We start from the raw sequence: 13,320 nt of genomic DNA, 5'->3' as shown, positions 1-13,320 counted from the left end.
TTGACCGAAAACTTTAACGAATGACGCATAACCTGTCATCTATAAAAGGGTAAACAATCATGCCCTGACGCACGCATCACTTAATTTTTTCTCAGGTTTGCAGCGATTTTAGGGTTGCGCGCGACGCAATAATCGAATAAAAATACACAAAATACGAATAAACATTCACTGAGGGTTGTGCCGTGGTAAAGGAACGTAGAACCGAACTGGTCCAGGGGTTTCGCCATTCTGTTCCCTACATCAATACCCATCGGGGAAAAACGTTTGTCATCATGCTGGGTGGCGAAGCTATTGAGCATGAGAACTTTTCCAGTATTGTCAATGACATCGGCCTGTTGCACAGCCTGGGTATTCGTCTGGTTGTGGTTTACGGCGCACGCCCGCAGATCGACGCCAATCTCGCGGCACATCACCACGAGCCGATTTATCACAAGCACACCCGCGTGACTGACGCCAAAACCCTGGAGCTGGTTAAGCAAGCCGCCGGGCTTTTGCAACTGGATATCACCGCCCGTCTGTCGATGAGTCTCAACAATACGCCGCTTCAGGGCGCACACATCAATGTCGTCAGCGGAAATTTCATCATCTCCCAGCCGCTGGGCGTGGATGACGGCGTGGATTATTGCCACAGCGGACGTATTCGTCGTATCGATGAAGAGGCGATTCATCGCCAGCTCGATAACGGCGCGATCGTGCTGATGGGCCCGGTAGCCGTCTCCGTCACCGGTGAAAGCTTTAACCTCACTTCAGAAGAAGTCGCGACACAGCTGGCAATCAAACTGAAAGCCGAGAAGATGATCGGCTTCTGCTCCTCTCAGGGCGTATTTAACGAACAAGGGGATATCGTTTCGGAACTCTTCCCTAACGAAGCCCAGGCGCGTGTCGAAGCGCTGGAAGCAGAAGGTGATTACCATTCTGGCACCGTGCGTTTCCTGCGCGGGGCAGTCAAAGCTTGCCGCAGCGGCGTGCGTCGTAGCCACCTGATCAGCTATCAGGAAGATGGCGCATTGCTCCAGGAACTGTTCTCTCGGGACGGTATCGGTACGCAAATTGTGATGGAAAGTGCAGAACAAATTCGTCGCGCAACCATCAACGATATTGGCGGCATTCTGGAACTTATTCGCCCACTGGAGCAGCAAGGGATTTTGGTACGTCGCTCACGTGAACAACTGGAGATGGAAATCGACAAATTCACGATCATTCAGCGCGACAACCTGACCATCGCCTGCGCGGCGCTTTATCCCTTCCCGGAAGAGAAAATCGGTGAGATGGCCTGCGTGGCGGTACATCCTGACTACCGCAGTTCATCACGTGGGGAAGTGCTGCTGGAGCGCGTTGCCGCCCAGGCACGGCAAATCGGCCTGGATAAACTCTTCGTCCTGACGACCCGCAGTATTCACTGGTTCCAGGAACGTGGCTTCACGCCGGTGGATATAGACTTGCTGCCGGAGAGTAAAAAGGAGATGTACAACTATCAGCGCCGTTCAAAAGTGCTGATGGCGGATTTGAGTTAAGCCCTCATTCAACCCCTCTCCCAAAAGGAGAGGGAGTCGAGCAATCAAGCCGATTCAAATACCGCACTTAACCCGCTTCGCCGCTCAGTGCGCGTCGTTACTGCCTGCGCTAAAACGCGCTCGTCGGTATAGAGTGACAGCCTTTTACGCGCACGAGTAATAGCGGTATAAACCAGCTCACGGGTGACAACCGGTGAAATTTGCGCTGGCAGAATCAGTACCGCGTGATCAAACTCTGAACCCTGAGACTTGTGCACCGTCATCGCCCACGCCGTGTCGTGTTCCGGCAGGCGGCTTGGCTGGACCGATTTCACGCTGCCATCCGGCATCTGGAACCAGACGCGCAAGCCCTGCCCGCGATCGAGAGCAATACCAATATCGCCGTTAAAAAGCCCCAGCGTACTGTCGTTGCGAGAGATCATCACCGGGCGGCCTTCATACCAACGTGAGAGCGGCTGGCGAGTGATTTTTCGTTTCTGCGCTAACGCCTGTTCCAGCCTTTCATTCAGACCGGTGACGCCAAACGGGCCTTCACGAAGCGCACATAAAAGCTGATATTCGCCAAAGGCCGCAATCACCGCCTCGGGCGCAGCCTGCTGCTGCACACTCAGCAGAAAACGCTGATATCCCTGCAAGGCATCTTCGAGCATGGCGAGATACTCTTCGCCCGTCTGGAGCGGCTTTTTCTCGATATCATCAAAAGCGCCGCCAAATACCGTACGAATAGCCATGCGATCGCCGCGATTGACGGCTGCGGCGAGCTGGCCGATACCGGAGTCGCTGCCGAATCGATAGCTTTTTTGCAGCAGGCACAAGCTGTCACGTAACGCACCGGCACGCTGCTCAGAATTCCCCTCAATTACGCATCCGGTCAGGTGCGACAACTCCTGCGCACGCGTCATGGTGTAACCCGCGCTGGCATAGTTGCAGATATCCCCCAGCACCGCGCCTGCTTCTACGGAAGCCAGCTGATCGCGATCGCCAAGGAAAATCACGCGGGCATGTGGCGGCAGGGCTTCAATCAGACGCGACATCATCGTCAGATCGATCATCGACGCTTCGTCGACCACCAGCACGTCGAGATGCAGCGGGTTTGTCGCATGATAGCGCAGACGCTGGCTGCCCGGCTGTGCGCCGAGCAAACGGTGTAGCGTACTGGCTTCATGTGGGAACATTTTTCGCTGCGCGTCGTTAAGCGGGAGTTTTTGCAGCGCTCCTCCCAGAGATTCCGTCAACCGCGCTGCCGCTTTCCCCGTTGGGGCAGCCAGCCGAATTCGGCATTTCTGCTCTCCCGACATCTGGATAAGTGCCGCGAGCAGCTTTGCCACGGTGGTCGTTTTACCGGTGCCCGGCCCGCCGGAAATCACCGAAATACGCCGCGTCAGTGCCACCGCCGCCGCCACCTTTTGCCAGTTTATGGTCTCAGAAACACCGAAAAGACTGTTCAGGGTTTGAATCAATAAGGCATCGTCATAGGGCAACGGCTGATTGAATTCATTAAAGAAACGCGCAATCGCCAGCTCATTACACCACATGCGATTGAGGTACAGTCTGTCGTTGCAGAGAATTAAAGGCGTCGGGATATCGCCGTGACTCACGGCGCTTGAGCGCAGTAGCGCGCCCTGCCAGTCCGTCATTTCGCCGAGAAGCGCGAAACACGCCTGTAGCGGCACCGGCATTTTCTCGTCCGGCACCAGACGGGAGAGAGGTAAGCACACGTGGCCTTCACCGGCATCTTTGCTGAGGACAGCGGCGGCCAGCATCACGGCCGCGTCGTCACCGGCGACCATCATCGCGAACTGGGCATCCAGAGGGCGTAACGCGCGCTGCTCTACCGCCTCCAGCAATAATTCCTGCATCGTCATTGGGCCACCTCTTCCGTGCTTGCGGCGAATAATTTGTCCATCTTATCAATCAACAGCGGATCGGGCCGGGTGGTGAAGATCCCCGACTGCGGATCATTCGCGTCCACGCCACGTAAAAACAGATAGATCACGCCGCCAAAATGATCGTCATAGGCGTAATCTGCAATGCGATGACGCAGATAGCGATGCAGCGCCAGGGTGTAAAGCTGATACTGCAAATCGTAGCGGTGCGACTGCATAGCAGCAGCCATCGCGTCTCGGGTATAGGCCTCGCTGTTGTCGCCCAGCCAGTTGGATTTGTAATCCAGCAGGTAATAACGGCCTTCATGACGGAACACTAAATCGATAAAACCCTTCAGCATTCCGCTCACCTGGCGGAAATTAAGCGACGGGCAGTGCCTCGATAAGGGATCATGCTCGCGGATAATCGCATCAAGCGCATCCGCCGTCAGCGGCCCGGCAATCGGGAGATAGAACTCCATTTCGACCTGTTTTTCTTTTGCCGTCAGTTGGCTGAGCGAGATCCCCGATTCGGTAAGTGGAGCCTGTAAAATCGCGGTGACCCACTCGGTCAACACCGGCTGCCAGTGGGCGTCATACCCGCCTTTTTGCAACATCTCCAGCACCCACTCCGGCGAAACCGGCTGCGTAAAATCGAGCGTTTCAAACAGGCTGTGCAGGAAGGTTCCCGGCGATGCGCCGCGCGGAAACTGATGTGGGGTGAGCTCGGGTTCTGCCACCACATCGCCAACGCCGGAGGCGTCCACGTCGAGTTTTGGCATTAAATCCTGGGCGATATTCTGCCCGTGCTGTTGCAACCCGGAATAGCTGGTCACACGCCAGTCATCCCTCAGCGCACGGGTAATCTGCCGCGCGCCTAAATCAGGCACCGATAGCTCCGGCATTTGCCAGCGGGAAAGATCGGGCTGACCGGGAATTTGCAGGGCAATATTGTCGTCGCATAATTCGTCGAGGCACTGGCGCAAACCGGCGGCGTCTTTCGGCTCGCCTTTTTGAATCAGCCGCCCGAGGGCGCTTTGATGGAAATCGCTCTCCCCCGCTTTCTCCCCGCGACGGCGGAACAGCGGCGCAACGCCCAGGCTGCAATGCCAGACGGAACGCGTTAAGGCGACATACAGCAAACGTAAATCTTCCGCCAGACGCTCGGCCTCAGCAAGCTCAACGCTGGCATCAGCTTTACTGAGATCGAGCACTGGTTCGAACGACACGCGATCGTGATAAAACGCCTGATCCTGCGCACGATAGTTGGCAATAAACGGCAGGCAAACCAGCGGATATTCCAGCCCTTTGGACTTGTGAATGGTAACGATTTTCACCAGATGCTTATCGCTTTCGAGGCGCATCTGCTGGCTGGCTGAATTGCTGTTGGGATCGGTGATGTGCTGCGACAGCCAGCGCACCAGCGCATGTTCACTTTCGAGCTGCGATCCCGCTTCCTGTAATAGCTCGCTGATGTGCAAAATATCGGTCAGACGGCGCTCGCCGCCGGCGGTCGCCAGCAAATTTTCCGCAACACGGCGCTGTGCCATCAGCTCACGCAGCATCGCCATCACACCGCGTTTTTGCCAGCGTTCGCGGTAATGAGCAAACTCTTCGACCGCTACATCCCACGCGCTTTCGTTATTATTCAGCGCGTCGATGTCTTGCGCGTTAAGCCCCAGCATGGAACTCGCCAGCGCACTTCGCAACGTGCTCTCGCGCTCGGGCGTCAGCACGGCCTGCAATAGCCACAGCATTTCCTGCGCTTCGAGAGTTTCAAACACGCTGTCGCGATTGGAGAGATAGACCGAAGGTATTGCGAGCTGAGTGAGAGCATCACGAACCAGCGATGCCTCCTGCCGACTGCGCACCAGCACGGTAATGTCTGATGCGCTGACCGCTTTCGACGTGTCGCCTTTCCACAGTAACGCTTCACCCTGCGCACCCGCGCTGAGCCAGTCACGTATCTGCGCGGCGCATTGCTGAGCCATAAAGTTCTGATAGTCGCTAACGCCACAGCCTTCGCCATCCATCAGCCAAAAATTCATCGCGGGCTGAATTTCACCGCGAAATTCAAAGCGCAGCGTGTTGTTTTTCTCAGCCGATCGTACGGAAGAAAAAGGAATGTCCTTGAACATGAATGCTGCATCCATACGCTCAAAAAGCGTATTCACGCTCGTCACCATCCCAGGTGCGGAACGCCAGTTGGTATCCAGCGTATAGTGCGCTTCAACCTCGCTACGGGCCTTCATGTAGGTAAAGATATCCGCGCCGCGAAAAGCGTAGATGGCCTGTTTAGGATCACCAATTAACAGCAGCGCCGTATCAGGCTGCTTGCGCCAGATGCGGCGGAAAATACGGTATTGCTGCGGGTCGGTGTCCTGGAATTCATCAATCATCGCGACCGGGAAGCGAGTGCGGATCGCCGCCGCCAGCGCCTCCCCGTTTTCGCTGCCGAGCGCCGCATCCAGACGGCTCAACATATCGTCAAAGCCCAGCTCGCCACGACGACGTTTCTCACGCGCGACCGTTTCGCGGATTTCCGCCATCGCGCGGGTTATCACCAAATCATTGAGGGTGAGCGGCTGCGCCAGTAGGGTTTCAATCGCCACAAACAGCGGGTGTTCCGGGACCACACCATCAGCTTTGGTGCGCTCCACCAGAAAGCTCTGGGAAAACTTTTCCAGCGCGTCGGGTAACTGATAGCCACGCGTCTCGTCCTGCGCCCAGGCGCTGATTTTTTCGATCCATTTCCCCTGATTTCCGCGATTGAACTTACGTCGGTCAATACCGGAGCTTTCAAGAACAGCGTCGATGTCGGCGACGGAGTCGCACCATTTTTGCTTGAGAGCGGCTATCAGCGAAATGATTTTTTCATGACGTGCAGCCAGCGTTTCATCTGCTGGAGGCGGTGATTTTATCGCAGGCGCTTCACCTTGCAGATAGCGTTCAATAGAGCGTAAAAGTTCTTCCGGCCCTTTCCATAACGCATGCACCGCTTCGGCAATTTCGCGCGGGAGTGGATAGCAATGGCGACGCCAGAAATCCGCGCAGGCCTGGCGGCGCAGTTCGGATTCATCTTCAATCAGTTGTTGTTCAAAAAGCATGCCCGATTCAAACGCATTCAGGCTCAGCATGCGCTGGCAAAAACCGTGAATGGTAAAGACGGCGGCTTCGTCCATTTGACGCTCAGCCAACAACAGCCATTGGGCGGCCTGTTGTTTGTCGATTATCTCTTCAAGCAGGCGAGCGTAAAGGGGGTTATCAGTGGTTTGACGTAAACAGGCGATACGTAATTCGTGGATGTTCAATCGAATTCGCCCGCGCAGCTCGGCGGTCGCCGCTTCGGTAAAGGTGACCACCAGCAGTTGTTCCACGCTGAGCGGGCGCCCAAACGCAGCATTGCCGCCCAGTCCCAGCAATAATCGAAGATACAGGGCGGCAATGGTGAAGGTTTTTCCCGTTCCCGCTGAGGCTTCAATCAATCGTTCACCCTGCAACGGCAAACGTAAGGGATCAAGAGGCTCAGCGGTATCGGTCATTCTTTCTTACTCCAGGGCATTGATTTCTGTAATGCGCTGACGCTCTCCCAGACTTTCCAGCCTTTTGGATTCACGTAATCCACTTTCCCGTTCTGGCTGCCGGAAATCTGAGATAAGCACGCCATGCCTTGCGGCTTCACCACCGCCTGGTGGAAGAAATCGGCAACCTTTTGCGGCGTCAGCAGTTTTATCTCGGCAACTACTTTATCACGTGAATCGAAGGTCAGATTACCCCGGTCGAAATCTTTGCTCAGCTGCGACGCTTCTTCGCCCAGGGTCTGTGGTGCCTGCTGCACCTGCGCGATAACCGCCTGCTGGATTTGAGCAAATTCTTCTGGCGTCATTTTGCGCAGTTTCTCTTCAGCCTGCGGGAAGAATGCCTGATAACGCTGCCACAGATAGGCTGGCTGTTTATCGCTACTTTGCAACAGGAAACCCAGACCCCACTGGCGGCCCACGTTCATTGAGAACGCGAATACGGCATAGCCAAGCTGTTCTTCGGTACGCAACTGATTGTAGAACCACGGCTGGATAATTTGTCCCAGTACCGCACTGTAGGCGGAGCTGGCAAATTCATCGTAGCCAGTAGGGACAAAGACCGCCGCCAGCGCCGAATCCGTGCTGCTGCCCGCTTTTTCGAAGATCACATTCTGCTGTTTATCCACCAGCACATCCTGGTTACGGCACCACTCGTTGCCGTTCGCACCCAGCTGTTTGCGGACATTCTGAGCAAGCGTTTTAGCCTGATCTTCGCTCATATTGCCCACAATCAGGAACTCTGGACGTGAGTGAGTTTTCAGCGCCGAGCGGTAATTCATCACCTCTTTCAGAGTGATTGATGGCAGCAGTGCGCGGCGCGTTTCACGCTGGAAGTACGGAATTTGCGACATCATCTGTACAGGCATAATCGCCTGATCGAACGCTTTGCCTTTTTCCGCCGAATCCATCATCTGCGCATACCAGGATTTAGCCTGTTCAAGCTGTTCTTCGGTCGGCGTATAGCTGAAATAGCCTTCGAGCAGCGCCTGGAAAAGCTGCGGTAAACGCTGCGTGTAACCGTTGGCGTTGACCATTAATCCGTTATTCGCGTTGGTGGAGAAACTGATCCCACCCACGGCGGCCTGGTTGCTGAGCTGGTCCAGCGCGATGCCGGCCAGATAGTCATTCAGCGCAAACATGACCTGGTTTTTAGCGCTATCCATCGCCTGCGGATTACGCAGCACGACGCTAACATCCGCTTTTGGCTCGCTGGCAAAATAGCGGCTTGGGGTATATACCACGCGCAGAGTGGGTTCGTTGATAATCAGTTCCGGGTGCGGGTATTCCTTCGCAGACTTAATCAGCGTGAAATCATCGGGTATGTACGGATTCAGTTCAGGTAATTTCAACGCAATTTTCCCGGACTCTTTCTGCCAGTCAGAGAAGGTTTGTTCGCTGATTTTATTTACCTGATAAGGCGCATCAACAAAGTAAGCGGTTTTGTTATGCGGCTCTTTCGGGCTGATATACCAGATACGCGCGTTTTGCGGGGTCATCATCGCCAGACGCGCTTTGATGGCGTCGGCATCATATTGATCGGCAATGTTCACTGCATCGAGGGTATGTTCTACCGGAACGCGGATCATGGTATCCGCCAGCCATTCAACGTAGTCCATATCGCGGGTAATCGACGGATAACGGAAGTCGAGATCCAGCACATGGGCCAGTTCGTCAAAGTAGCTTTTATCGACGCCTTTATCACGCAACAGGGACAGATAGCTAAAAATCGCTGCTACCACTTCATCGCGGTGCGCGAGGCCTTTATCGGTGAGGGTTGCCGAGATAGCTAAAACGCCGCTGTTGCCATTGACGACCGGATCGGAGTCCGCACGAATACCCTCTACCAGCCCCTGTTTTTGCAGCCAGTCCGAGAGCGTGCCTGGACTGCGATTGCCGATCAGATAAGTGACCAGTTCGTCCGTTTTGCTGCGGAACTGTTTGGTGTTGTTATCAATACGGAATTCAACGCGCAGCACTTTGCGCGGCATCGCAGGCACATAGTGAATGATGATGCCTTTTTGCTCATCCGTGACCACAGGCGTTGTAATCTCGGGCTGTTCAATATTTTTGTTCGGCACACGGCCGTATGTTTGCGCAGCAATGCGCGCCAGTTCAGGCAGCGGCTTATTGCTGTACACCACGGCTTTCATCAGGTTGGCAGAGTAGTATTTGTCGCGAAATGCGTGCAAGGCATCGAGAACCGGACTGTTGGGCTTATCACTCAGCGTTTCCAGATTACCGCCGGAAAAACGCGAGCCAGGGTGCGCGGGGTTGATCGTTTCGGCGCTGACCTGAGCCATACGCATACCGTCTCGCGTGCGCGCCATTGTCAGCTCGGCATTAACGGCGTTACGTTCACGATCGGCATACTTTTTATCAAGCAGTGGCGATGCGATAGCGTCAGCCAGACGGTCGACCGCTCCTTCCAGCGCATCATTTTCGACTTCAAGATAAAACGCAGTGCGGTATGGCGCGGTGCTGGCATTGTGGCTGCCGCCGTGCATTTTGAGGAATTCGGAAAGGCTATCCGGCTGTGGGTATTTTTTGGAGCCCATCAGCGTCATGTGTTCGAGATAATGGGCAAGTCCCGGATGTGAATCGGGATCTTCCAGCGATCCTACCGGCACCACCAGCGCAGAGAGCGACTTAACCGCCTGCGGATCGGAAACCAGCAACACGGTCATTCCATTATCAAGGCGAATAGCCTGATACTGGCGGGTATCTTTTTCGCTCTTACGGATTGTGTCCTGAACGGGTTGCCAACCGGTGTCTGCCTGAGTGAGGGGAGCCCAGAGGGCGACAAACAAAACAAACGCTTTCAACAAGGTGCTGCCTGGCATTCACTACCTCTTCATCACGGCTACATCATTAACAATTTGCGTGCTGGGCCAGCCAGCATCTCTTTATGTTGATACATCAGTCCGTGACAAGACGGGCATAATAAATGAACGCCTTCATCTGCGCAATTTTTATACAATCATCAGGACTGATTAAATTTAAACAAAGGTAACAGATAGCGCTCGGCCTCGTGCGTAATGGCATCGAAATGTTCCGGCGCCAGCGTTCTCCATAAACGCTGATACCAGACATCATCACCCTCTCCACGCACCATCATATTCCCTTCGTACGCCTGTAAAAACTTGCTGCGTGCTTTTTGCAGCGTGGCGTCATCCGTTAACATGGCATCATTCTGCGCGTCGTAACAGGTTTTTATCCATGCTCCCCCACTTTCTGGCAGCAACAGCAGTGGTTTGTTCATCCCCTGCCGATAACCTTCAATGAACAGTTCCAGATACCCAAGGGCCTGCTCAGAGGACATCTGCGGGAATCGCCATTCTCCGTCTTTACGCACAAACAAACGGCTTTCACCTTCGTAACCACACGCCATGTAGACAAGATGTTCGAGCCAGAGTTGCAAACCTTGTGAAACGCTGAGCATCGCTGGACGCCAGCGCAAAAGTCCATCCTGCTGCACCTGCTGTAACCAGCCCGTTAGCTGAATACCGTTGCATGTCAGATCGATTTCAAGACTCTTACCCGGCTGTCGGCACTCCACTACCCGGTTAGCCAGGGCCTGCATCTCCTGACACTGCATGTCCCAGGCGATTTCCCCAAATGCGCCGTAGGGTAGCTGCCCCGCAGCCCGATAGCGACGGAACAACGTTTGGGCGCTTTCCCCTTCGACCAGTGCATTGAGCAGCTGTTGATTGAGCTGATAGCGGTTTAATCCGTCGAGAGTGAAAGGTTCTGCATCCGGAATTTCACTCTCTTCTGAGCGGAAGCTCACCTGCAATCGCTGCTGGAAAAAAGCGCGTACTGGGTGCGCCCAAAACCGTTGCAACTGCTCAAAGGTGAGCGTTTCGATCGGAAGAGGCTCAAGCTCCTGAATGAAATCCGTATGGGCTTGCCCCTCTTTCCTCGCGGCGGGGAGCCATTCACGCGCATAGCTTTGCTGTTCGTCGTCGACATAGTTGGTCGGATCGAACGGCATACGGCTGTGGAGATGCGTGATATGTTTTTTTACCCGCTGCTCGCTTTCATCGCAATTCCGCTCTTCATCACCGGGCAGATAGTGGCTTTGCCCAATGTAATCCACCAGCTCTTGCACCAGTACTGATGGGAAGCGCTCACTGTTATCCTGAATGGAATGCCCGATATAGCTGATATAAAGCTTTTGCTGGGCCGAGATAAGCGCCTCCAGGAAGAGGTAGCGGTCGTCGTCGCGTCGGCTACGATCGCCGCGCTTTGGCTGATGACTCATGAGATCGAAGCCCAGCGGCGCAAGGGCGCGTGGATAAACGCCGTCATTCATCCCCAGCAGGCAAACCACCTTGAACGGAATCGAACGCATCGGCATTAAGGTACAAATATTGACAGGCCCTGCGAGGAAGCGCTGGCTAATACGTTCCTGGTCCAGGCGCTGCGTCAGCTCATCGCGAAGCAGTGACAAGGGAATGGCTTCACCATAATGTGACGAAATGCCCTCATCAATAATCGCCTGCCATTGCTGCTCAATAAGCGCCATTGCGGCTTCAGTGTCTGTATCGGGCAGGAAAAAATCATTCAGCATTTCCCGGCACAACGGCTGCCACGCTTCCAGAGTGCGGGGTTGCATCAGCTCACGCCGCCAGCGGTTTAGCTGCATTAAAAGTGATGCCAGATGGCCGACCAGTTCGGCAATCAGCCCGGATGATTCATCGTAAGGCAGGACGTCGTTCCACTCTCCCTGATGACTTTCCATCGCATACCCGAGCAGCATACGCGTCAGGCCAAACTGCCAGGTGTGTTGACCGGTTGGCGGGAGTTCGAATTCCTGAACGTTGTCATCGTCGATACCCCAGCGAACGCCAGATTCATTCACCCACTGGCGCAGATAGCGCAGTCCTTCTTCATCGATATTAAAGCGGGCGGCCAGCACCGGGACATCCAGAAGCGCCAGTACGTCTTCAGAAATAAAGCGACTGTCCGGCAGAGCAAGCAGGCTGAGAAAGGCCTGCAAAGCCGGATGTGACTGGCGTGCCCGACGGTCAGAAACGGCGTACGGGAGGTAGCGATCGCCAGTGGCACTGCCGAATACGGCCTGAATAAACGGACTGTAGCTGTCGATATCCGCCACCATGACCACAATATCGCGCGGCGTCAGTTCAGGGCAGTCCTGCAGCATCGCCAGCAATTTGTCATGAAGTACTTCGACTTCGCGCTGCGGGCTGTGACATACATGCACGGTAACGCTGCGATCCTCAGGATCCAGTCGTCGTTTTTTGTCGCTGCGAGCAAATTCCTCTGCGGTTATACCCGCGATGGCGCGATTATCAAGGTCGAGAATATCGAGCTGTACGTTGTGCAGCAGGCTGTCCGGCGTGATCTCTGCAAAAGCATCCACGTCGCCCTCGCCCGATGAGGAAATATCAGACAGCATGTGGATGTAGTCACGGCCTAGTTTTCCCCAGGAGGCCAGTAGCGGATTTGGTAAGTCCTGGATACCTTCTTCGTCGAAAAGCTGCGCAGCATTATCGCTATCTTTGAAAAGTGGGATGGCGCGGTCTTCAAAGATCCGCCGTCTCTGGCGGGCAACAAGTCGCGCGAGCCATTTAGGGTCCTGAATATCGCCCCAGTAATGGCGACATGGGTTGGTAAACAGAATGTGGATATCGACGTGTTTCCCCAGGGCTTTTAGAGCATTCAGGTAAACCGGTGGTAAAGCTGAAATCCCGCAGATAAACACACGCGACGGCAACCCGGCAGGCGGTTCAGAGGCTGTTTCCAGCGTCGAGATAAAGCGCTCATACAGGTTGGCACGGTGCCACTGCGGTTGCCCCAGTTTTGCCGTATGCTCCACCAGCGCTTTCCACAGCGGTGCTTGCCAGATTTGCGCTTCAGGCAGGCCGTCTACAAGCGCTCCCGCTTCCCATCGTGTCAGCCAATCCGGGCGATAAACCAGATACTGGTCATAAAGGTCCGCAGTACGAGAAGCCAACTGGAACAGTTTGCGTTTATCCGTATCGTCGCTGAGGTAGTGGCGCAACATGGCAAACTCATCGCTCGCCAGCATATCTGGCAGCAGCGACATTAACTTCCAGCTCATGCTTTGTTTGTTAAATTCACTCTTTTTAGGGATTTCTGGCAGAACGCGGACAAACATTTCCCAGATGAAACTTGCCGGGAGTGGGAATTCGATATTTGCCGCAATACCGAACTTTTGCGCCAGGGACATTTGCAGCCACTGAGCCATACCCGTGCTTTGAACCAGCACCATTTCTGGCTCAAAGGGATCGGCTGGGTGTTCACGCTCGACGATAAATTCCATCAGCGCTTCCAGCACATCCAGACGATTTGAGTGATAGACCCTTAACATAAGCG

At 54.7% G+C, this 13,320-nt stretch carries 5 protein-coding genes; 1 reads left to right on the top strand and 4 read right to left on the bottom strand.

Annotated elements, in window-relative coordinates; translation table 11 throughout:
• The first annotated feature begins 182 nt into the window (after window positions 1-182).
• Window positions 183-1,514, top strand: coding sequence for an amino-acid N-acetyltransferase (gene argA / locus JBO43_RS15740; protein ID WP_095283198.1), 1,332 nt, complete (start codon window positions 183-185; stop codon window positions 1,512-1,514).
• A 44-nt stretch (window positions 1,515-1,558) separates the two neighbouring features.
• On the opposite strand, the gene recD is transcribed toward argA, so the two are convergent.
• The 4 genes from recD to recC all read right to left on the bottom strand — a co-directional run bounded on the left by recD (window position 1,559) and on the right by recC (window position 13,315).
• Window positions 1,559-3,379, bottom strand: a complete 1,821-nt coding sequence (gene recD / locus JBO43_RS15735) for an exodeoxyribonuclease V subunit alpha (RefSeq protein ID WP_202674686.1) — start codon at window positions 3,377-3,379, stop codon at window positions 1,559-1,561.
• A complete protein-coding gene (gene recB / locus JBO43_RS15730; RefSeq protein WP_202674685.1) occupies window positions 3,376-6,921 on the bottom strand; it encodes an exodeoxyribonuclease V subunit beta in 3,546 nt (1,181 codons plus the stop codon). The genes recD and recB overlap by 4 nt, the downstream gene beginning before the upstream one ends.
• Window positions 6,918-9,800, bottom strand: a complete 2,883-nt coding sequence (ptrA, locus tag JBO43_RS15725; RefSeq protein ID WP_202674684.1) for a pitrilysin — start codon at window positions 9,798-9,800, stop codon at window positions 6,918-6,920. The genes recB and ptrA overlap by 4 nt, the downstream gene beginning before the upstream one ends.
• A gap of 140 nt (window positions 9,801-9,940) precedes the next feature.
• Window positions 9,941-13,315: an exodeoxyribonuclease V subunit gamma gene (recC, locus tag JBO43_RS15720; RefSeq protein WP_202674683.1), complete on the bottom strand. Its 3,375-nt coding sequence runs from the start codon at window positions 13,313-13,315 to the stop codon at window positions 9,941-9,943.
• Window positions 13,316-13,320: the final 5 nt, after the last annotated feature.

It is taken from the genome of Lelliottia jeotgali (assembly GCF_016771845.1).
Taxonomy (GTDB): domain Bacteria; phylum Pseudomonadota; class Gammaproteobacteria; order Enterobacterales; family Enterobacteriaceae; genus Enterobacter; species Enterobacter jeotgali.
The sequence above is the reverse complement of the archived record's forward strand: the minus strand, read 5'-3'. Positions and strand labels throughout refer to the sequence as shown.